Source organism: Arthrobacter sp. PvP103 (genome assembly GCF_017833075.1).
Lineage (GTDB): Bacteria > Actinomycetota > Actinomycetes > Actinomycetales > Micrococcaceae > Arthrobacter.
The window spans coordinates 737560-759807 of record NZ_JAFIBQ010000001.1; the positions used below are offsets into that span (position 1 = coordinate 737560).

General features: G+C 63.3%; 16 protein-coding genes. 5 read left to right on the plus strand and 11 right to left on the minus strand.

Annotated features, from left to right (window positions below):
- Positions 1-89: 89 nt before the first annotated feature.
- The gene (locus tag JOE41_RS03440; RefSeq protein ID WP_209750891.1) at positions 90-1223 is read left to right on the plus strand and encodes a polysaccharide pyruvyl transferase family protein; all 1134 of its coding nucleotides are present in this window, start codon (positions 90-92) and stop codon (positions 1221-1223) included.
- A gap of 114 nt (positions 1224-1337) precedes the next feature.
- Here the strand turns inward: JOE41_RS03440 and JOE41_RS03445 are convergent, their stop codons facing one another.
- The 5 genes from JOE41_RS03445 to glf are packed head-to-tail and all read right to left on the minus strand — an operon-like array spanning position 1338 to position 6688.
- Positions 1338-2240 carry a glycosyltransferase family 2 protein gene (locus JOE41_RS03445; protein WP_200891024.1) on the minus strand — a complete coding sequence of 301 codons (903 nt, stop codon included), beginning with the start codon at positions 2238-2240 and terminating at the stop codon, positions 1338-1340.
- Complete coding sequence (locus JOE41_RS03450) at positions 2237-3862, minus strand: glycosyltransferase (protein ID WP_209750893.1); 1626 nt, start codon at positions 3860-3862, stop codon at positions 2237-2239. Before JOE41_RS03450 ends, JOE41_RS03445 begins: the two co-directional genes overlap by 4 nt.
- Positions 3863-3906: 44 nt before the next feature.
- Positions 3907-4638, minus strand: a complete 732-nt coding sequence (locus tag JOE41_RS03455) for an ABC transporter ATP-binding protein (RefSeq protein ID WP_043482624.1) — start codon at positions 4636-4638, stop codon at positions 3907-3909.
- The gene (locus tag JOE41_RS03460; RefSeq protein ID WP_209750895.1) at positions 4638-5504 is read right to left on the minus strand and encodes an ABC transporter permease; all 867 of its coding nucleotides are present in this window, start codon (positions 5502-5504) and stop codon (positions 4638-4640) included. The genes JOE41_RS03455 and JOE41_RS03460 overlap by 1 nt, the downstream gene beginning before the upstream one ends.
- Positions 5501-6688, minus strand: coding sequence for a UDP-galactopyranose mutase (gene glf, locus JOE41_RS03465; protein WP_209750898.1), 1188 nt, complete (start codon positions 6686-6688; stop codon positions 5501-5503). Before glf ends, JOE41_RS03460 begins: the two co-directional genes overlap by 4 nt.
- Before the next feature lie 198 nt (positions 6689-6886).
- Here glf and JOE41_RS03470 point away from each other — a divergent pair, with 198 nt between their 5' ends.
- A complete protein-coding gene (locus JOE41_RS03470; protein WP_209750908.1) occupies positions 6887-10939 on the plus strand; it encodes an FtsK/SpoIIIE domain-containing protein in 4053 nt (1350 codons plus the stop codon).
- Here JOE41_RS03470 and JOE41_RS03475 read toward each other — a convergent pair.
- On the minus strand, positions 10896-11351 hold the full coding sequence (locus JOE41_RS03475) for a hypothetical protein (RefSeq protein ID WP_209750910.1): 456 nt from the start codon (positions 11349-11351) through the stop codon (positions 10896-10898). The genes JOE41_RS03470 and JOE41_RS03475 overlap by 44 nt on opposite strands.
- 240 nt (positions 11352-11591) lie before the next feature.
- On the opposite strand from JOE41_RS03475, the gene JOE41_RS03480 reads away from it, so the two are divergent.
- Positions 11592-11840 carry a WhiB family transcriptional regulator gene (locus JOE41_RS03480; RefSeq protein WP_003804966.1) on the plus strand — a complete coding sequence of 83 codons (249 nt, stop codon included), beginning with the start codon at positions 11592-11594 and terminating at the stop codon, positions 11838-11840.
- An 83-nt stretch (positions 11841-11923) separates the two neighbouring features.
- Here the strand turns inward: JOE41_RS03480 and JOE41_RS03485 are convergent, their stop codons facing one another.
- Genes JOE41_RS03485 through JOE41_RS03500 form a run of 4 tightly spaced genes read right to left on the minus strand, consistent with a single transcriptional unit; the run spans position 11924 to position 20290 of the window.
- Positions 11924-13393 (minus strand): sensor histidine kinase, encoded by a 1470-nt coding sequence (locus JOE41_RS03485; RefSeq protein ID WP_011692538.1) that lies wholly within the window; start codon positions 13391-13393, stop codon positions 11924-11926.
- Between the two features lie 34 nt (positions 13394-13427).
- The gene (locus JOE41_RS03490; protein ID WP_209753524.1) at positions 13428-18281 is read right to left on the minus strand and encodes an NAD-glutamate dehydrogenase; all 4854 of its coding nucleotides are present in this window, start codon (positions 18279-18281) and stop codon (positions 13428-13430) included.
- A 57-nt stretch (positions 18282-18338) separates the two neighbouring features.
- The gene (locus JOE41_RS03495) at positions 18339-19649 is read right to left on the minus strand and encodes a chromosome partitioning protein (RefSeq protein ID WP_209750912.1); all 1311 of its coding nucleotides are present in this window, start codon (positions 19647-19649) and stop codon (positions 18339-18341) included.
- Positions 19646-20290, minus strand: a complete 645-nt coding sequence (locus JOE41_RS03500; protein WP_209750914.1) for an SAF domain-containing protein — start codon at positions 20288-20290, stop codon at positions 19646-19648. Before JOE41_RS03500 ends, JOE41_RS03495 begins: the two co-directional genes overlap by 4 nt.
- Before the next feature lie 154 nt (positions 20291-20444).
- Between JOE41_RS03500 and JOE41_RS03505 the strand changes: the two genes are divergently transcribed.
- The gene (locus tag JOE41_RS03505) at positions 20445-20660 is read left to right on the plus strand and encodes a helix-turn-helix domain-containing protein (RefSeq protein WP_011692542.1); all 216 of its coding nucleotides are present in this window, start codon (positions 20445-20447) and stop codon (positions 20658-20660) included.
- A 43-nt stretch (positions 20661-20703) separates the two neighbouring features.
- Here JOE41_RS03505 and JOE41_RS03510 read toward each other — a convergent pair whose 3' ends face one another.
- Positions 20704-21282: a hypothetical protein gene (locus tag JOE41_RS03510; RefSeq protein WP_011692543.1), complete on the minus strand. Its 579-nt coding sequence runs from the start codon at positions 21280-21282 to the stop codon at positions 20704-20706.
- A gap of 157 nt (positions 21283-21439) precedes the next feature.
- On the opposite strand from JOE41_RS03510, the gene JOE41_RS03515 reads away from it, so the two are divergent.
- The gene (locus JOE41_RS03515) at positions 21440-22234 is read left to right on the plus strand and encodes a LysM peptidoglycan-binding domain-containing protein (RefSeq protein ID WP_011692544.1); all 795 of its coding nucleotides are present in this window, start codon (positions 21440-21442) and stop codon (positions 22232-22234) included.
- Positions 22235-22248 lie beyond the last annotated feature (14 nt).

Consider the following 22248-nt stretch of genomic DNA (forward strand, 5'->3'; position numbering starts at 1 on the left):
TTTCTAGACTACCGGATGGCTGCGTACAGTCGGCGACATAGACGGCCCCGGCGGCCGGGCGAAAGGTCCTGCCGTGATACTTTCGAGGGATGGGAAAAAACCTCTATCTCATCGCCTCCGGCGGAAATCCAAACTACGGCGATGAGCTGATCGTGGCGTCCTGGCTGCGATTCCTTGCCCGCGTCCGGCCTGACGCATCCGTATGGCTGGACTGCCCGCAGCCGGGTACGGCAACCGCATTGTTCGCCGGGATCCATCCCGGCTTCCACGCCACCAATACGCTCTGGCGTTCCTGCGCCGAAGCTCCGGACCAGTCGGCGCAGGCGGTGTGGGACCACGTCGGCAACCTCGTGGCCCACGGAGGGACCCCCATGTATGACGTCGGCCTCCTCGCCCTCGGCCAGGCGGATTCCATTCATCTCCTGGGCGGCGGCTATGTCAATGGCGTCTGGCCTGACCATGTGGGGCTTGTTTCGGGCATGGCAGCTGCAGGCAAGCTGAACGGCGCCCGCCTCGTCGCCTCCGGCCTCGGCCTGATGCCGCTGCCGGAGAACGCCGAACAGCTGCAGAAGACCTTTGCCGATTTCTCAGCCGTCAGTGTCCGCGATGACCCCAGCGCGGATTTCCTGGGCCTCGAGACCGGGCTGGATGACGTGTTCCTTGGACTGCCCCACGAGCTCAGCCGGAGCAAGAACTCGCATGTGGTCGTGTCCCGCGCGAAAGACGTGATGCTGTGCATCCAGAGCGACATGACGGATGCACCCGCATTCGACCGGCTGCGGGACAAACTGCGGGTCGTCGTTGAGAACTCGCTTGCCAAGGGCCTCACGGTCGGCTACGTGGAGGCGATACCCGGCTCGGACCGGCGCATGTTCGACGCCTTGGAAGGCCTCATCCCGGAGGAGAATTTCGTTCCTTTCACGCAAGTCTGGAGTGACGGCCTGCCCGTCCGCCGCGGTCAGCTCTGGTACACGTCCCGGTACCATCCCCACATGGTGGCGGCCTCTGCCGGCGCCAAGGGTGTGGCCATCGGCATCCTGGACGACTACTACGACGTCAAGCACCGCTCACTGCTGGACCTCGGAACAGGGTGGACCTACGCCTCCACCAAGGAGGACGCCGCCCTGCCGGAGCCGACCGGCTCGCCGGACTTTGAAGCTACGGCGTTGCGGCTCGCGAGTCTTAAGCGTACAGAAGCTCTTTCGCTGTATCCGGTCCAGTAGCCCCGGAGGCCTTGGTCTGCATGGCGCCGGCCACAAACAAAGACGAGGGGCCCCGCTAGTTGAACTGCTCCCAGTTCAACTAGCGGGGCCCCTCGTTGCTCAACTACCAGGCCCTCAGCGGACGCTGCGGGCCATCTTCGGCTTCGGGTCGAACTTGAGACCGGCCAGAATCTCCTTGGCAACCCGCAGCTGCAGCCGGCGTCCCACACCGCCCTTGACCATCCAAGCGTAGGTGGTTGCCACAAACTGTACCCAGGCAAGCTTGTCGTCATGGTGCCAGCGGTAGGATGACTCGTTCCGCGCCCCGTAGAGGAACTTCCATGCATTGCCGGGGTTCAGGTCCCCGAAGTTGACGCCGCGGTTCGTCGGCATGTCGTGTGTGACAACGCTGTCGAGGATCTGGACTCCGGGTCCGTCCGCACTGATCCGAAGCGTGTACTCCATATCGTCGAACCAGATGAAGTATTCCACCAGGGGCAGGCCGTACTTGGCGATGGAGCGTCGCGGAATCAGCACTGAAACGAATGAGCAGTTGGTGATCAGCACCGCCCGCTGGCCCTTGGCGATCAGCCGTCCCCAATCCCACGTGGCGCCGGCGTTGTTCATCTCGCAGATCGAGCCGTCCGTGTAGCGGACCAGGGAGCAGCTGTACGGTACATTGCGGCCGAGTTCCTGTTCCGCTTCCGCATGGCCACTGAGGAGTTTCTGAAGGGCTGTTTCCTCGGTGTAGCAGTCGTCATCCATGATCCACACCCAGTCGGCGCCGCGCTCATACGCACGTTCCATGCCGGCAGCGAATCCCCCGGCCCCGCCTGTGTTGGAATCGAGCCGGACAACTTCCACGCGGGGATCGTCGTCATATACGGACAGCAGCTGCGGCGTTGAATCTGTGCTGGCGTTGTCGATCACAATCAACCGATCGACGGGCCGGGTCTGGGCAAGGATTGAGTCCAAAACCCTTCCGAGCTTGTCGACCCGGTTGTAGGTGACGACTACGGCTGCGACCTGGTCGGTCATGCTTTCCATCCTTCGTAAAGTTCAGTGGTCCACTTCCGCGCTTCGGGGAGTTCCTTCAGCGCTGCAATCTTCTGCCTTTGTTCTTCCACGATCTCTTCGCGCAGCTCCTCCGAGGCCATGATCGCCTTGGTCCGCTCGACAGCTTCCCTGATGAAAGCGAGAGGTTGCCTCGGAACAAGGGCCCTAGCGGAAACGAGGGAGGCCTGGGAGCCGACGTCGGTAGACAATACCGCCACGTCCTGGGCAGTCGCCTCAAAGGTTGTCAGCGTGAGTCCCTCGTTGTCCGAAGAAATCACCAACAGGTCCGAATCCGAGAGCGTGTCATCCACGGGATGCGGTGGCTGGCGCAGCTCAAGGTGATCCGTCAGCCCGTATTTGGCAACCAGCCGCGAGGTCTCTTCTTCCAGCGCGCCCGAGCCGTGGAGGATAAAGCGCACCTCCCGGTCCGCGGAGCGCTTCAGCTGGGCTGCATAACGGAGGAACAGATACGGTCGCTTCTGCTGGCTGAGACGGCCCACGAAGGAGATGGTGAACGGGCGTCCAGGTTCCTTCTCGACCTTCGGGGCGTCATGCACTTCGTTCAAGCCGTAGAGCGGAGCGAGCGATACCTTTTCCTTGGGGACATCGCGCTGCAGGACCATGTAGTCCCGCAGCTGCGGCGAGATGACGTGGTGCATGTCGATGGCGTTGGAGAGCTTCACGGCCAGTTCGACGAACCCGCCGGTCCGCCATTCGACGACATGCAGGGAGTCCGCCGTCCGGATCCGCGGATCCATGGCTTTGAACCACGCGAGCCGGTGGTAAAGCCACCCGTTGTGGTGGACATGGATTCCGTGGACTTCAAACTTCGTCAGCAGCGCCAACAGGAGTTGGGTTTCTTCCTCGTCCGAAATGGGAAGGTTAACCGGCAGCACCAGCGCACCGTCGAGTTCGGGGCGCACAATCCAGGGGTGGGCGGACTCGCGGTCTGTCAGCACGATGGGCAGGAAACCGGCCTCGCGGGCCAAGGCAATGGTTTCAATTGCCCAGCGTTCCGCACCGCCCATTTCCAGCCAATGCAGCCCGAAAATGATGGCACGTTCGCCGTGTTCCGACGGCCTGGGCAACGGCGCAGACGATTCAATCGGCGCTAGCCTCTGGGGCCGGCGGTTCGGCGTGATGCGCTTTTCGTAGTAGTCGGTCAGGCCCTGGCGCAGGGCGTCGAACGCGATGGGCGCACCGAAACGGGCCCGGCGCAGCACTTTGGCTTTCCGGCCGGGACGATCGTAGAAGGTAGCCCCACCTTCAGCCCGTTCTCCACCCAGGTCAAGGACCAGGGGCACGGGAGCCGAGTCAGCAGGCACTGTTGCCGGCACCGTGCTCTTGACCCCCACCGTGCAAACAACAGCCCGGTTCGGCTCCCACTCATGCCTATGGCAGGCGTACCCGGTCAGTCGCGGAAACTCTCCGTCCGGGGCCCGGAGGACTATGACCTTGAATTCACGGCCAGGCTGGATTAGTGCATGGTAGTTCAAGCCGCCCACAAGAAGGCCAAGTTCCCGAGCCGAGAGCCGAGGCTCTGCGCCTGCCAGCCCTGAACCGCCGTCGTCAATTACTTCGAAGAGCTTTCGGGCCCTACTCATCTGCACTCCCTACTGCATTCGTGTACATGTGTGTCAGCTTCGTTTCAGCTTTCCCGGAGAAGACGGACTGCTTCCCCGATCGGCCCGTCTGCAACTTTCTTGCCCTGCCGCAGCACTACGCCCCTGTCACAGACCCTGCTCACCATATCCAGGTCATGGCTGACGACAACGAGCGTGCAGCCTGACTCCCGGAGTTCCTGGATGCGCGCAAGGCATTTCTTCTGGAATGGTTCGTCGCCTACCGAGAGAATTTCGTCGATCAGGAAAACGTCAGGATTCGTGTGAACGGCGACTGAAAACGCAAGGCGCAGGAACATACCGGATGAATAGAACTTCACCTCGGTGTCAATGAACTTTCCAATTTCCGAGAATGCGACGATCTCATCAAAACGCGCTTCCGTTTCCTTCTCGGTCATTCCAAGAAGCACTCCATTCAGGAACACATTTTCGCGTCCCGTCAGGTCCGGATGGAAACCTGCGCCCACTTCGATGAGCCCGGCCACCTTCCCGCGTGTCCTGACACTTCCGGTATCGGTACTCATGACACCGGAAATGAGTTTGAGGAGAGTCGATTTTCCCGAACCGTTAAAGCCCAGCAGCGCAACCGATTCACCGACTCCGACGGTGACGTCCACTCCGTCCAACGCCATGAACGTCGACGAAAGGTCCCCGCGGCGTCCCTTGAAGAGCCAAACCACTGTCTCTTTGAGGGACCGGGTGTGCCGGAGGTTAAAGCGTTTGGATACGTTTTCTACAATGATTGCTTCTGCCGCCATCACAACTCCTGTGCGAATCTGCCCTCAAGGCGACGGAATACGGTCTGGCCAATTGCGAGGATTACTAACGAAATCAACAAGCCCACCGGCAGCCACAGCGAAATGAGGTTCTCCGGCATCCGGGCGCCCTCCGCAGCAGTCCGCACCGCTGCCGTCGGAGCCCAGAATGCGAAGTGGAACAGTTCCACGGCAATCGTCATCGGGTTGAGCTGGTAAAAGAAGTAGAAGGTCTCCCCCAGGGTGTCCCTGACCAAGTACCAGGCGTAGAGAACAGGGGAAAGCCAGGTGGCCATCATGAGCATCAGGTCGACGATGTTTTCGGAGTCCCGGAACATCACATTTGCGGCAGCAAACAGCAGGCCAAGGCCGAGGGACAGCATGGCGACGATGACGAATGCACCTATGGCACCGAGGATCTGGAAGATACTCGGTGACCATCCGAAGAAGAAGCAGGCGAACAGCAGAATCAGGAACTGCGGCAGGAAGTGGACGATAGCCACCCAGACGGACGCCACCGGGAACAGCTCACGCGGAAGGAAGATCTTCTTGACGAGGGCGCCGTTCGCAACGACGGACCGTGTTGCATTGCTGAAGGCTTCGGAAAAGAAGTTCACCAGGATGATGCCCGAGAACATGTAGATCACGAAGTTGGGCTGTTTGTTCAGGCCCAGGAAGACCCCGAGGGCGAAATAGAACACAACGAACTGCACCCCGGGCTTGACGTAGCTCCAGAGCAGGCCCAGCACTGAGTTGCGGTAGCGGACCTTGAGCTCTTTGCGCACGATGAGCCGGAGGAGTTCGCGGCGCCGGAGCACGTCCAGGAGGCCGCCGCCCTTATCGGGAGCGGCCAACAACTCTGCGCTCATGCGTCGACCCCTCCGCTTTCAAGCTTTACGCCAGCTTCAAAGTGCGGCCGGATCTGGTTGTCAAACATGGTCAGGGCTGAACCAATTGCCATGTGCATATCGAGGTACTTGTACGTACCGAGCCGGCCACCGAAAAGAACAGCCTTTTCGGCGGCAGCCAGGTCGCGGTACTTGAGCAGGCGTTCGCGGTCAGCCGCGGTGTTGATCGGGTAGTACGGCTCGTCGCCTTTTTCGGCCGCCCGCGAGAACTCGCGCATGATGACTGTTTTCTCAGTCTGGTAGTCGCGCTCCGGGTGGAAATGGCGGGGTTCGATGATGCGCGTGTACGGGACGTCGTCGTCGTTGTAGTTCACCACTGACGTTCCCTGGAAGTCGCCGACGTCGAGGACCTCCTCTTCGAAGTCGATGGTCCGCCAGGACAGATCGCCTTCCGCGAAATCGAAGTACCGGTCCACCGGACCGGTGTAAATCACCGGGATGCTGCCGACAACTTTGTTCTTGCTGTATTCGTGCGACTCGTCGAAGAAGTCGGTGTTGAGCCGGACCTCAATATTCGGGTGCTCCGCCATCTTTTCGATCCATGCGGTGTAACCGTTGGTCGGCAGGCCTTCGTACTTGTCGTTGAAGTAGCGGTTGTCATAGTTGTAGCGCACCGGGAGGCGGGAGATGATTCCCGCGGGCAGGTCCTTCGGATCCGTCTGCCACTGCTTGCCGGTGTAGTGCTTGATGAACGCCTCATACAGCGGCCGGCCGATCAGCTGGATGCCCTTGTCGTTCAAGTTCTGCGGATCGGTGCCTGCAAGCTCGCCGGCCTGCTCCTTGATCAGGTCCTGGGCCTGGCCCGGGGTCAGATTGGCGCGGAAGAACTGGTTGATCGTGGCCAGGTTGATCGGCAGGGAGTAGACCTCGCCCTTGTGGACGCCGTAGACCTTGTGCACGTAATTCGTGAACGTTGTGAATCGGTTGACATACTCCCACACGCGTTCGTTTGACGTGTGGAACAGATGGGCCCCATAGCGGTGCACCTCGATGCCGGTCTGCTCTTCCTTTTCGCTGTAGGCATTCCCACCGATGTGGTGGCGCCGGTCGAGGACAACGACCTTCAAGCCCAGCTCAGTGGCGGCCTGTTCTGCGATTGTCAGGCCGAAAAAGCCCGACCCTACGATGACGAGGTCAGCGGTCACAAAATCTCCTGATTCGAATGCGGGCAGCCCAATGTTGTGCATTGGCTGCTGCTCTAGCCTACCCGAGGCTGTGCCGCCACCAGTGAATCCCTGGCCCAGCCCGGGCTTATCCACATACGCCATAGCGGCCGGTGCCCCGCGGCGGTGCCCGGCGATAGCTTAGGCAGAAACCGACTCATTCCCAACGGAAAGCACCTGATGACGCTCCACTGCACCCTGGTCCGGGGGCCCGACGCCACCAGCCCCGGTCCCCCGATCGAACTCGAGGTTGAGTCCCCGTCCGGGGGTGCCGGCCTCGTACTGCAGCAAGCCCTGGAGCGGGATTACGGCACGGGGGAACTGTCCGTATCCGGCTTTCCGTTGTCCGGCCTCATTGTGGGCGCCCCGCCGCTCGTCAACGGGGCCGTTATCGTGGACGGTGCCGGAGAAGGGCCTCCTGAGGCCGGCGACGGAAGGACCGCGACGCTGCTGGTCGCCGTACACAGCGGTCCGGCAGCGGGGACGGTGGTGCCCCTGCGGCGCGGCACGTACCGGATCGGCCGCAGGGGCACCGAAATCGCCATTCCCGATGCTGCCCTGTCGCGCGAGCACGCCAGGTTGGACGTCACGGATACGGCTGTCACCATCGCCGACCTAAACAGCGTCAACGGGACCTTCGTGGATGGAAAGCGGGTGGCGCAGGCTTCGGTTTCGACATGCTCACTCATCAGCTGTGGGAATTCGACGCTGTCCATCGTGTTCGGCCCCGGTCCGGCACGCCGGCTTCCGGAGTGGCAGACCGCCGGAGCCAGTGTGGCCGAGCCACTGAGGGTTCCGCATCGGCCGGAAGGCGGCAACAGAGGCGTCCTGCTCCTCACCGCGGCACTGCCGTTGCTCATCGGCGTGGGTCTGGCAGTCATCACCGGGATGTGGATGTTTCTGGCCTTTACCGCAGTTTCTGCGCTCTCGGTCCTCGTTCCCGTGATGGCCGGCCGCCGCCAGCGGCGCCGGCTCAGGTCATTGATCGCTGCCGCCGTTGAAGAAGACGTCGAACGACGACGCCGGTCCGCGCCGTCGGCGGCCGAACTCGTTCTCAGGGGGCAAAGCGACCACTCCGGTCCGCCGGCAGGACCGGCCGTTCCCGACGACATTACCGTGCGGCTGGGGCTGGCAGAGCAACTGGCCAACATCAGCCTGGATCCGGCCGACCCGGACTTCGAGGCGCCAACTGCGGGGCTCATGCCCGTCATCCTTCAGCTTCCTGGCCTCACCTTTATCCGTGGCCCGCAGCAGGACGTCGCCGGCCTGATCCGGTTTGTGATCATGCAGCTCACAAGTTGCCGGTCTTCGGCGCGGACCCGAATCCTGGTGCACGGGTCACCCTCTTCCCTCCCACTGGCCGCCCGCTTCCTGACGCCGGTAACGCTTTCGTCCAACCTCCGAACGACTTCACACCTTCTGGAGCGCAGCATAGACCGGGACCATGAACGTGGCGTACTGATACTGACCGATGGCGTCGACTACCCCGCCGGACTTCCAGGCATGTCTGCCGCCGCGATCACCCGCGGCTGGCAGGTCCTCGACTGCACACAGGCCGGTACCGCCGCATCAGGCAGTCTCATCGAACTGGGTGGCCCCGCCGCCCGGGTGTGCGTTGCGGACTCCGCGACGGACTTCGTCCCCGATTTCGTCCCGGAAATATTCTTCGACCGATATTGCCGAAGCATGGCGCCGTGGTTTGAGCCCGGTCCGAGTTCCGGGCCGGCCGTGCCGCAGAACTGCTCCCTGGCCGACGTCCTTGCGGGTTCCGCCGCTGACACCTCGGCTCGTTGGGCTGTCGGCCGCCGGAGTCCGGGCCTCTCCGTTCCCATCGGGATGGCGGCACAGGGTCCCCGCATGCTGGACCTTGAGTCGGACGGCCCGCATCTCCTGGTGGCCGGCACCACGGGTTCCGGGAAGTCCGAACTCCTCCGCAGCCTGGCGGCCGGACTTGCACTAAGCTACCCGCCGGATCGGATCAATTTCCTCTTTATAGACTTCAAAGGCGGTTCGGGGCTAGGTCCGTTGACGGGCCTCCCCCACTGCGTGGGCATGCTCACAGACCTCACCAGGCACGAGTTGGAACGCGCGCTGACTTCCCTGCGCGCGGAAATCCGGTACCGGGAGGAATTGCTTTCCGCCGCGCAGGCCCCGGACCTGGCGGGCTACAGGTCCGGGGGCTCCCCAGCCGGCCCGCTTCCGCATCTGGTCCTCATCATCGACGAATTTCGAATGCTCGTCGAAGACGCCCCCGAAGCCCTGAAGGAACTGATGCGAATGGCAGCGATCGGACGGTCGCTGGGCATCCACCTGATCATGGCCACACAGCGACCCCAAGGGGCGCTTACGGCGGACATCCGTGCGAACGTCACCACCAGCATTGCGCTGCGCGTCCAGTCTGAGATGGAATCGGTAGACATCATCAATTCCAGGGTCGCCGCCGGAATTGCGCTGTCTAGCCCCGGGCGGGCTTACTTCGCCCGCGGGATGGAGGATCCCGTCGAGTTCCAGACGGCGTCCCTGGCCGGCGCCGAAGCTGCGTTGGGTGCTTCCACGGTCCGGGTCCGCGGCGCTGTGGAGGCCCTGGGGGCGGCCCCAACTGACCCGGCCGGGCAGGCAGCCCCTGCGCCGGCGCCCTCTCCGGCCCGGGCAGCCGGTCCTGTTGTCACATCGCTGGTGCAACTCTGGGACGGCATGGGAGGCATCGCGCCTCGTCGTCCCGTGGCCATGCCGTTGCCATCGATGGTGTCCCTTCCCGGCGCCGGCGCGGACGGGACATCCGATCCCGGCGGCTGGTCCTTGCAACTAGGTCTACTGGACGAGCCCGGCCGGCAGCGCGTTTCCCGGCTGGTATGGCAACCGTCCGGCCATGGGCATCTGGCCCTCATCGGCGCAGCGGGCAGCGGGGTGGACGAAGCCCTGGACCTGACGCTGCAGCAGCTGATCGCGCATGACGTGGAGTCGCACGTCTACCTGCTCGACGCCGGAAACTCCTTCAGCTTCGTCCGTTCCATGCCGCGGGTGGGTGCCGCAGCAGGGCTTCACGAACTCCGCCGCGCCGTCAGGATCCTGGAACGCATTGCACTGGAGCTGTCCCTTCGGCTCAGCCGCCCCGCGGAGGCCGTGCGGCCGCCGCTCGTGCTGGTGCTTGCGGGTTGGGGTTCGTGGGTCTCATCGCTTAGGGCCGGGCCACTGGCCTGGGCGGAAGACCTGGTCCAGGACATCGTCCGGGACGGTGCCAAGGCGGGCGTGACGGTGCTCATTGCCGGAGAGCGGGAAGTAGTAACGTCGCGATACTTCGCGTCCGTCCCCAACCGGGCCTTCTTTCCCACCGGCTCCACGGAGGAGGGCCGACTTGCCTGGCCGCGGCTGCCGGACGTCGCAGCGGTCCGCGGACGGGCAGTCGTATTCGGAGCGTTCACCGGCAGCCAGGGATCGGCAGCCCAGTTTTACGCCGCGGCCCTGGCGGGAATGAAAAGCCCGGCCGCGGTGAGGGAGCCAGTCGCCCGGCCGTTCAGAATCGAAGCGCTGCCGACGCGTGTGAGCGTGTCCGATGTCCTGGCGCGTGTCGGGACCCTCTCAACGTGCCCGAGAAACCGGGAGGCGGATGCCGGTGGCGTAAACAAGAACCGCAAAATATTCATCGGCGTCGGCGGTGACGAACTTGACCCGGCGGTTGTCCGTCTGCCACCGGGAAGCGTCTTGCCGGTTCTGGGAGGCCCATCTTCCGGCAAGAGTTCCCTTCTTGCCGCCATTCCGCCCTTGAACACTGATGTGCCCGGGTGGTTCTTTCCCGGACCCCGGGATATTCCCGCCAACTACTGGGCGGACGTACTGGCCGGCGCTGATTCCGGAGGTCCCAACAACGACTCGATATTGCTCGTGGACGATGCCGACATGCAGACATCGGAAGCGAACCGGCACCTCACGGCCCTGCACGGGCTGGGGTTCACGATAATGCTGACGGCGGGGTTTAGCCCGACGCTCTGCCAGCGGGTGCCGCTGGCTGCACACGCCCGCGGCCAAGGCACCGGAATCCTTATCGCGCCGCGGAACATCATGGACGGCGAGTTCTTCGGCATCCGCTTCGAAGTGGAGGCCAACCCGCTCCCCGGGCGGGCCGTCCTGATCGCCGAGGGCCGGACAACTCCCGTGCAGCTGGCGGCCGGACCCGGTACGCACGCGCAGGTCACAGGGCGGGAGGCGCCCCGCCGGCGCGCGACGCGAAACTGATCACTCTCTTGTTGAACAACAACACCACTGCAGTGACTGCCGGAATGACCATGGCGGTTCCCGCGGCAATGTAGCCGCCGCTAAGCGTCGGAAATCCAATCGTCAAGACAAACAACTGGGCCACCAGGGCCCCTGCCCTGGGCCACCGGAATCCCCGGAAGAGGAAATATCCAACAGCGTAGAGCCAGGCGGCAAAGGACAGCAGGAGCGCCAAGGTAAACACAGCTCCCCAAAACGAAAGCACCGGCGCCCCCGTGACCAATTGAATGGCGTACCAGCCCGCTGCCACGAGCAGCGCCGTGGCTTCCAAGGCCACGATCAGGGACAGCACGGTGACCGCCGGGGGCCGCGCGGCCCGGGCTCCCGGGGAGACGGAATCGGGGCCGGCGTGGTTCTCTGGGGGTCTTGACACACTGGCACCATACCGGACATAGTCGGTTAGCGGGGAGGGCGCTGGCGACCTATGTGACGTATCGCTCACGCCTAAGAGGCACTTCTTAGACGATTACCCCTTGTTTACACAGCGTTAACATGACACGCTTAATTCAGATGACCAAGGGGACCCGGCAGGGTCCCTTTCTTATGTAGCCTCTAGTGAATATTTTCACAAGATGCTTTCAACGAGTTCCCAGGAATGGAGTGACTGATCAGCATGGATTGGCGTAACCGCGCAGCGTGCCTCGACAAGGACCCGGAGCTTTTCTTCCCAGTAGGAAACACCGGGCCTGCTCTCCTCCAGATCGAGGAAGCGAAAAGTGTGTGCCGCCGCTGCCCTGTGGTGGACACCTGCCTCCAGTGGGCACTCGAATCGGGACAGGACGCCGGCGTCTGGGGCGGAATGAGCGAAGACGAGCGCCGGGCCCTCAAGCGCCGCGCTGCACGCGCCCGTCGGGCTTCCTGACCACCGGGATTTCGGCTTCCGGGCCAAAAGGGAGGGGCCGCGGACTTCACAGTCCGCGGCCCCTCCCTTTTAAGGGTCTTGCCTCATCGATTCTGCAGGTTTAAGACGATCTGCACGGCAGTGCCGCCGCCCTCACGGGGTTTCCACTGGATGCTCCCGCCGAGCTCGCTCGTGACAAGGGTCCGGACGATCTGCAATCCCAGGCCTTCGACGTGCGGTGTCTCCGGCAGGCCGACTCCGTCATCGGCAACAGTAACTGTCAGGAACTCGTCTCCGTCATCACCCTCCGAGCGGTCGGCCAGCAGCCAGACAGTTCCGGTCCTTCCCTCCAAGCCATGTTCGACGGCGTTCGTCACCAGCTCGTTGATCACCAGGGCAAGCGGGGTGGCGAAATCGCTGGGGAGCTCACCGAACAGCCCGGATCTTGCTGTCTTGACCTGCTGCGAGGGTGAAGCGACTTCAGCCGAAAGACGGAACTGGCGGCCAATCAGCTCATCGAAGTCGACACTTTGCGTCAGCCCCTGGGAAAGCGTCTCGTGGACAAGGGCAATCGTTGCGACTCGTCGCATGGCCTGCTCGAGGCCCTGCTTGGCCTCATCACTGACCATCCGGCGCGACTGCATCCGCAACAGCGCCGCTACGGTCTGCAGGTTGTTTTTCACCCGGTGATGGATCTCGCGGATGGTGGCGTCCTTGGTGACCAGTTCCATTTCCCGGCGCCGAAGTTCAGAAACGTCACGGCAGAGCACCAGAGCCCCGAACCGCTGCTGCTCATCCCGCAACGGAATGGCCCGAAGCGACAGGCTGACTCCCCGGGATTCGATTTCGCTGCGCCACGGCATCCTGCCGGTCACGACGAGCGGCAGGGTTTCGTCCACCATGCGACGGTCCCGCAGCAATCCTGCTGTGACTTCTGCCAGGGACCTGCCTTCGAGGGATTCACCGTCACCAAGGCGCCGGAACGCCGAGACCCCGTTAGGGCTGGCATATTGCACGATTCCGTCCGCGTCGAGCCGAATCAGGCCGTCGCCCACCCGCGGGGCGCCGCGGCGGGATCCGGTCGGGGAAGCAAAGTCGGGCCACAGGCCGAGGGTACCCATCCGCAGCAGGTCGTAAGCGCACTGCCGGTACGTCAGTTCGAGCCTTGACGGCATCCGTGAACTGGACAAGTCCATGTGCGTGGTCACCACAGCCAGCGTCCGGCCGTTTCTGACCATGGGAACTGCCTCAACCCGGAGGGCCATGTCGCTGCTCCAGTTGGTCTCGCTGGAGCGCTCAATGGTCCGGCTGCTCCAGGCCTTGTCAACCAAGGGCTGCAGATCCGACCTGATCCCCTCCCCCACGAAGTCGGTGTGGAACACCGTATGCGTGGTGGAGGGGCGGACGTGGGCCAGAGCCACGTAACCAAACTCAGGATGCGGAAACCACAAGGCAAGGTCAGCGAATGCGAGGTCGGCGACCATCTGCCAGTCGCCCACCAGGAGGTGTAGCCACTCGGCATCCCCCGGCCCGAAATCAGCATGTTCCCTGATGGGGTCCGTAAAGATTGCCACTACACCTCCAGTTTCGACGCTTGGAACGGGGTCCCTAGCGTCGGACGATTGACCTCAAGAGCCTCAATGCTACCGACAGTGACGCCATATCGTCCGCTTCGAGTGAGTTGACCTCGTCAAACATGCTCCTGGCACGGTTGAGCTGCTCGGCATTCAGGCCTTCCCAGTCCAGTACCCGGTCCTCCGCGGGGGCTCCGGCCGACGTGGACTCAAGGACCGACGTCGTAATGTCCGAAATCGTGGAGTAAAGGTCGTCGCGCAAGGCGGCGCGGGCAAGTGCCTGCCAGCGGTCCCGCCTCGGAAGCTTGGTGATCCTTTCCAGGAGGGAGTCCACATGGAACCGGTCAAACACCGTGTAGTACACGTGCGCGATGCCCTCCACCGGCTCCGGACTGATGTGGGCAATCTTGGCGATGTCGAGCAGCACGAAGCTTTCGAACAGCTCGGCCCAGCGGTGGGCAAGATCCTCCGGAAGTTCCCAGCTTCGGGCCTTTTCCAGCCACGCGGCGACGCGGGCACGGTCCTCACCACGCAGGTAATCGAGGAGACGGGCACGCATCGGATCCATCAGCGGCTTGAATTCGTCCACGATTTCCGAAATCGGCCGGGAACCGCTGCCCTGGCCCAGCACCCACCGGACCGCGCGGTCCAGAAGCCGCCGAATGTCCAGGTGGACGGTGCTCCAGTGCTCTGTTGGGAAGGAGGCCGGCAGTTCGTTGAGCTCCGCCACCATGACGTCCAGCTCGTAGATCTCGCGGAGCGCGACGAATGCTTTGGCTACGGCCGCTTCATTGGCGGACGTCTCCTCAATGGTGCGGAACGCGAACGTAATGCCACCGAGGTTGATCATGTCGTTGGCCACGACAGTGGCGATGATCTCCCGACGCAGCGGATGGGTATCGAGCTCGGCGTCGAACCTTTCCCGAAGCTGCTTGGGGAAGTACGCACGCAGGGTCTGCCTGAACCACGGATCGTCCGCGAGATCGCTCTCACGCAGTGCCGTTGCGAGTTCGATCTTCGCGTAAGCCGCGAGCACCGAAAGCTCGGGCGAGGTCAGCCCCTGCCCCTGTTCCAGGCGTTCCCGGAGCGTCGCCGTTGTCGGTAGGGCTTCAAGCTCTCGTTTGAGGTCAGCGGATTTCTCCAGCCAGTCCATGAGGCGCTCATAGCTGGGGCTCCACTCGGCGACACGGATGCGGTCGTTGAGGAGCAGGATGTTCTGGTCGATGTTATCTTCCAGGACGAGCCGCCCGACTTCATCCGTCATCGACGCCAGGAAGTCCGCCCTCTCCGCAGCGTCGAGCTTTCCGGCGGCAACCATGCGGTCAACGAAGATCTTGATGTTCACCTCGTGGTCCGAGCAGTCGACGCCGGCAGAGTTGTCGATGGCGTCGGTGTTCAGGATGACTCCCTGAAGCGCTGCTTCAATACGTCCGCGCTGAGTCATGCCCAGGTTTCCGCCTTCTCCGACCACTTTGACGCGAAGGTCGCGTCCGTCGACGCGGATGGCGTCGTTCGCTTTGTCTCCCACCTCGGCATGCGTTTCGGTACTTGCCTTCACGTATGTTCCAATGCCGCCGTTGTACAGCAGGTCCGCGGGCGCCAGGAGAATGGCTCGTAGGAGTTCCGGCGGGCTCAGTTCGGTGGTGCCGTCCGGCAGTCCGAGGGCGACGCGCACCTGATCAGAGACCGGAATGGACTTTGCCTGCCGTCCGAAGACGCCGCCGCCTTCGCTGATGAGGGATTTGTCGTAATCGTCCCACGAGGACCGGGGCAGGTCGAACAGCCTCTGCCGTTCTGCGTAGGACGTGGCCTCATCCGGATTCGGATCCAGGAAGATGTGGCGGTGGTCGAACGCCGCCAGCAGCCGGATGTGCTGCGAAAGCAACATTCCATTGCCAAAGACGTCCCCGGACATATCTCCCACGCCCACCACTGTGAACGGCTCAGACTGTGTATCCAGGTCCAGTTCGCTGAAGTGGCGCTTGACCGATTCCCACGCGCCCCGCGCCGTGATCCCCATGGCTTTGTGGTCGTAGCCCACGGAGCCGCCGGAGGCGAACGCATCGCCAAGCCAAAAGCCGTACTCGGCCGAGAGACCGTTAGCGATGTCCGAAAATGTTGCGGTTCCCTTGTCGGCAGCGACGACGAGGTAGTTGTCGTTGTCGTCATGGCGGACGACGTCGGCCGGCGGAACCACAGCTTCGCCCTCCGGAGTGGTGATCAGGTTGTCCGTAAGGTCCAGAAGCCCGCGGATGAACGTCTTGTAGCTTTCCACGCCCTCCGCCATCCACGCCGTCCGGTCGACGGCAGGGTCCGGGAGTTGCTTGGCGAAGAATCCGCCCTTGGCGCCGGTGGGAACGATGACGGCATTTTTGACGGTCTGTGCTTTAACAAGGCCAAGGATTTCGGTGCGGAAGTCCTCGCGCCGGTCGGACCAGCGCAGCCCGCCACGGGCCACCTTGCCGAAGCGCAGGTGCACGCCCTCCACCCTGGGCGAGTACACCCAGATTTCATACATCGGGCGCGGGAAGGCCAGGCCGTCGATCGCGGCCGGATTGAGTTTGAAGCTTAGGTACGGCTTCTGCTGGTAGAAGTTCGTTCGGAGTGTGGCCTCGATGAGGTTCGCAAACGTCCGGAGAACACGGTCGGCGTCCAACGTGGCGACTTGTTCGATGGCGGCTGCCAGTTCCGCGCGGACGGTCGTCTGGCGCTGCGTCCGGACATCGTCCTCGACGGCGGGGTCAAAGCGCGCCGCGAACAGGGCGCTCAGGGAGCGGGTCACGTCCGGATTGGCCAGCAGCGTGTCGGCAATGAATCCAAACGAGTTCGTGTTGCCCATCTGGCGCATGTATTTCGCATAAGCGCGGAGGACCACGATCTGGCGCCAGTGCATGCCCTCGCGCAGGACCAGCCGGTCGAAACTGTCCGACTCGACATCACCGGAAACGGCGGCGCCGAAAGCGTCCGCCAACAACTGGCCGGTCGCGAGGGGGGCCACCCCGGCGGGGTATTTGAGGCCGAGGTCGTACAGGAAGAAATCCCGCTTGTCGGCCGTCTCGATCTCGAAGGGCCGTTCATCGAGCACTTCAAGACCAAGATTATGGAAGTACGGCAGAATCTGGCTAAGGCTCTTCGGCTCAAGCATGTAGAGCTTGACCCGGGCGTCCTCTTCGAGCGTGGCTCCGGCCCCCTCCGGCAGATACACGTGGACCCCGGGCCGTTCCTGCGTGCCCTTTTCCGCCAGCTCAGCAGCCGACCCGTACTTCTCGAACCGCGCGATGTCCGTAAGAGCGTCCTCAACCTCGTAGTCAACGCGGTAGCTGGCGGGGAAGGCCTCGGCCCAGGCCGAGGCAAGCCCTTTGTTGTCGTCATCGGTGGCGCTGGCACGCAGCACTTCGGTGATGCCTTCGCTCCACGAACGCGCAGCCCGGACGAGCCTCTTCTCAAGCTCCTCAACATTGACGTCGCTGACGTCGGCATCCTTGGGCAACCGGATACGGAAAAACAACCGGGCCAACGCGGACTCGGTCATCCTGGCTTCGTAGTCAATGGAGACTGCGTGGAAGGTCTCGCGGAGTTCCTGCTCAATGCGGAGGCGGACGTTGGTCGTGTAGCGGTCGCGGGGAAGATACACCAGTGCGGACATGAACCGGCCGTAGATATCAGGCCTCAGGAACAGCCGGGTGCGCCGCCGTTCCTGAAGCCGCTGGATCCCGGTTGCCGTCGCGGCAAGGTCCGAAATCTCGATCTGGAACAGCTCGTCGCGGGGGTAGGTTTCAAGAATGCCCAGCAAGTCCTTGCCGGAGTGCGAGTGCGGCGGGAACCCGGCACTGCGGAGGACAGCTTCAACCTTCTCGCGGACAATCGGAATGTTCCTGACGGAGCCAGCGTAGGCGCTGGTGGCGAAAAGGCCGATGAACCGCTGCTCGCCGTTGACGTTTCCGGCGGCGTCAAAGCTCTTGACTCCGATGTAGTCCAGGTATGCCGGCCGGTGCACTGTGGACCGGGAATTGGCCTTGGTAATGACCAGGGCGCGCTTTTCGCGCGCCTTCTTGCGGCCCGCGACCGTGAGGTGCTGGACGTGGTGTCCGTCGGCGCCGCTGCGCAGCAGCCCGAGGCCACTCTCCTCCCGCAGTTCCAGCACGTCCTCGCCGGACTCGGTGACGAGGCCGTATTCGCGGTACCCAAGGAAGGTGAAATTGCCGTCGTCGAGCCACCGAAGGAGGTCCTGGGCCTGGCGCAATTCCTCGATCTGCGAGGGGTTGGCTACGTTGTCCAGGTCCTGGGCGATCTGAAGCGCCTTGTTGCGCATCTTCGGCCAGTCTTCCACAGCGGCCCGGACGTCCCCGAGGACGCGTTCGATGCCTTCGATGAGCCGCACATGCGCTTCCTCGCTGGCAAGGCCGATTTCGACAGCGATCCACGACTCCATATGCGAGGCGTTATCGCCCTGGGCAATAAGGTGTGACAGGCTCGGCATAGCTGCAGTGTCGCCGCTGGAAATGCCGATGCTGGACGGGACCCTGTCCACTTTTGTGAGTCGAGCGGTTTCACGGTTTCGCGTCACAACAAAAAGCGGGTGGAGTACGAGATGGATGGCCGAGTTCTGGCGAACGAGCTCCGCGTTTACGGAGTCCACCAGGAACGGCATATCGTCCGTGACGATGTACACCACGCTGCAGTCGGGTTCGTCCACAATCCGGACGTTGGCCGTGCCGGGGACGCGGACAGCAGCCACTTCGCGGTGGGTTTCGGCGCGGGCGGCAAGGACATCGGGTGAATACGCCCGGGAGTCCTCCTCCGCAAGGTGCTCGTAGTAGTCTCCGAAGTACCCCTCACGGGCTCCGAGCAAAACGGACTGATCCTCCACGCTGGACCCAGACGACATCGACAAACGCCTCCATCACAAGTTCATAGTTGCCTCTTTGCAACCCTTATGGCGAGCCTAACCCTTTAGAAGACGCTTCGCTGTGGAAGAAAAGACAGAGGATCGGCGTTTTTGCTGGGCGGGTGCACAAACGATTTCTGCGATCGCTCGACGGAGTCCTGATTCGGGTGCGGCCTCGAGCAGAAGGTTGCCGGACAAGAGTGCCGTGTCGCAGGCGGCGATGTCTGATGGAAGGAAAGCGGAAATCCCTTCCGCCGGCCCGTACCTTTCCCACGCGTCCCGCAGCTGGCGCTCGGGGAAGCGTCCGGCGGCGGAAGCGCGGACTTTGTTCAGAAGCACCTGCGGCGACGCCTGGGGAACCGCAGCTTCAAGCTCAGAAAGGCCCCGGACCAGCCGCGGCACACCAATGGAGTCGGCTGACCCCACAGCGTAAACGGTGTCCGCGAGTTCAAGGCTCCGAAGCGTGGCGGCATTCCTACGCGGGGCCATGGTGTCAAAACTGAGTTCCTCGTCTGCCTCGAGGCAGAATCCTGTGTCCACAACCGTATAGTCCGCTACTTCACGGGCTTTCTCGAAGACAACGCCAAGGGCGGATGCGCGCAACTCCGTCCAGCGATCCGCGCGTGTGATCCCGGTCAGAACCTGCAGCGTACCCGTCTTCAGGGCGACTGGGGTTGCGACCTTCAGCAGGGCGTCGGCATCCAGTTGGCCCAGATCGGCCAACCGGCAGGCCTGCGCCAACCCCGCAGATTCGTCCAGCAGTCCCAGGACCCCCGCAACACTCGCTCCATAGCTGTCAGCGTCGATCAGGAGGACTGAGTTCCCCGCAGCGGCCAATTCGCCGGCCATGTTGGCTGCCACCAGCGTCCGGCCCGGTGACCCCGCCGGACCCCAGACGCTGATGATCCGGCCTGCACCGGACGGCCCTGCCTGGACATCATCGCCCGCCCCCGGCAGGGTCCGGATGGCGGCACCAGGGTCAGCGAAACCGCGGTCATCCGCCTGAAACGAGCCGGGAGGGGCCCACTGGGCAACTGCGCCCGAGATCCTGCCTGCCAGTGCCGCCGAGTCCACGCCCGCCGGCGCAACCGTAACGCCGATCGCTGTCAGGCGAGCCGCCTCCGATGCGCTGTCGGTCAACGCAACGATCACGACGCCCACGGCAGTGAGCCGGTCAACAAGCGAAGCCGTCAGTTCGTCGCTTCCTTCGGCGACGACGGCCGCCCGTGCAAGTCCGCTCTGGCAGGCGGCCAGAAGCTCAGTCAGTTCCGAGCACCTCCTCACGACGGTGACCGGTCCATGAAGGCGCTCCAAGCCACCGACCAGGTCCTCGCGGGATTGCCCGACCGTGACTACCGGAATGCTCATGAGGTTCCACCGCCCGGGTTCCAGACGACCGATATCTTGGCCTTGTTCGCCTGCGCTCCCAGCAGCCTCGGCATCTGCTCGTCAGTGACGAGCACCATGACCACGGTAGACCGGGAAGACCCCAGCGCCGTCGAGCCGGGAGTGACCTCGGCGATCTCGGCGCCGGGAAGCAGTAGCTTCGGCTCGCTGAACCCGTTTCGCGCATCCGGAAGCGCCACCCAGGCGTCCACCCGCGAGCCGGCAGCCACTTGCTCCGGCAGGGCTTCGTCGATGGTGATTGCGACCGGCTTGCGGTTTAGTGCATCGGGCTTGCCGAGGCTGTCCCGCGGGACCAACTGGTCCGGGCCGATCCGCTGTACCGCAACCATGCCGTCGGGAAGCCCGGCTTCCGCAGTGACGTAGTGCCCTTCGACGTCACCGAGCCTGACTTTTACCCGGTCGACGTTCTCAGCCGTGAGTCGCTCCCCCACGGCGATCGGCCCTTTTGCCGCATAGACCTCGGTGGTCTGGTCGGCCGCGCCCACCAGCGACACAACACCGGCCACGGACGCCAGAACCAGCAGGAGTCCGAGCAGGAGCCGGGGATCCTTCCAGGAAGGCTTCTTCAGCCTGACTGCCGTCGTCGTCGTGCTTGCGCTCACGTACTGCTCCCCCCATCGTTGCCGGCCGGGCTGGTTCGTGCGCCGGACTCCCTCATTGTTACGGCAAAACGGCCGGATCGAAAGTCATAAGGCCAAGCAACGCCAAACTGTGGATAACCGCATCATTCGGCACCAATAGTGGCAAAATGGTGGCATGCCCCGATTCCTGACCCTCGCAGACGTAGCCGAACAGCTGCAGATCAACTCCCCGGCCGCCTATGCGCTCGTGCGAAGCGGCGAACTCAAGGCCATCCAGGTGGGCGGGCGCGGACAGTGGCGTGTCGAAGAAAAGATGCTGGAACAGTACATCGAAGAGCGCTACGCCGAGGCGGACCGGATGATCCAGCAGGCCAAGTCCAAGTCCGTCTGAGCCAGGAGCGGACGCGTAGGCATCCTACGGCCGCGGATGCATCTCAATGATCACGATCCGCGCCGCGGACGGACCGTAGCGCAGCAAGGGACGAAAACGGTACCGACGCAATCTGGCTGACGTTGGCGGCGCGGCGGGCTTCTCCGGGCCGGGTTAAGGCCAGATCGAAATAGTCCCGGCCCACGCGGTCTATGACCCCGCTTAGCCCCGCCGCTTCCGTGGTGCCGCCGACCAAGACAACTGCTACATCCGCCCTGTCACGTGCCAGGCCTCGAAGTGCGCTGGCCAGTCCCAGTTTCCGCCTGACGGATGACGGTTCCGACACTGCGAGCCTGCCCAGGCCGTGATAGCGGGACGCCGCTGCAAACGGAATCAACACTTGGTGATGATGGTCGTTGAGGAGCAGGCTCTCTGCCCCGACGTGGCTCAACGTTCCCTCGAACGCGTTGCCGGAAGCCAGATGGACCGCCACCCTGAGCCCAAGGGATCCGCGCAGTCTGTCCGCCAACTCTATGCCCGCGACGTCCGCCCGCGACCGCTCGGCGATTTCCGATTCAAGCTCCAAGCGGTCAACTGAGGCCAGCTGCGCCTCCATGTCCTCAAACAAGGCATCCCATCGCATGCCGCAAATCTAGGCCGGTGCCGCCCAGCGGTCAATTCAGGGCCAGCCGGGACACCAAAAAACAAATCACTGGACAAAAATCGAAATTCAGGGTCAAACTAGATTTATTGACATCAAACAGGATCAAACAGCATCAAACAAAGTTGGGAGCGAGGTCATGGTGGTTTCACGCGGCAGGGTGCTGGGCTCGGACGCAACCCTCGCGGTGGCGATTCTGCTCCTTGGCTTCTTTCTGGCGGCAACCGGGGCCTCGCTTATGGAGCGCTGGCAGCGGTCATCTGCAAAAGCCCAGTCCCTGGGCTTCGAAGACCTGCTCGGATTTGTCGTCAACGCCGCAGGACTCATCGTCGTCACCTGGTGGGTCCTGTCCATGCTGTCAGCATTTGCGTCCGCCGCCCTCGAGCGTGCCGGACGCAACCGGGCTGCGGCGGTCACCGGAAAGTTCAGTCCGGCCTTCATGCGCAGACTCGCCCTCGCCGCAGTCGGAGTACAACTATTGGGCGCGCCGCTTGCCCATGCAGCGGCGGATCCGGCGGACCCTCGGTGGAGTCCAACGTCCAATCCGGCCACCGCAGCGGTTTGGACCCCTACCGGACAGCCGGCTGAAGGCCGCGCCGCCGTTATGTCCGCCTTGTCTGCAGTCTCCACATCCGTTGAGGGCGTGGATCCACGCTGGAAACCGAATGCACCCCACGTGTCCCCGGGCCCCCTGGCGGCACAACCTTCTAGGTCCGCCCGCCAGCAACCTGTCGATGACCGCGGGCACGTCACCGTGGTGGCCGGGGACTCTCTGTGGAGCATTGCAGCCAGGCAGCTGGGCGGGTCCCAGGCATCCGATCTCGAAATCGCCTTGGAATGGCCGCGATGGTATGAGGCCAACAGGGCTGCCATAGGAGACAACCCCAATTCACTTCTCCCGGGACAGGTCCTCCGGCCTCCATCCGGATCGTAGATCCGCAGCCGGCC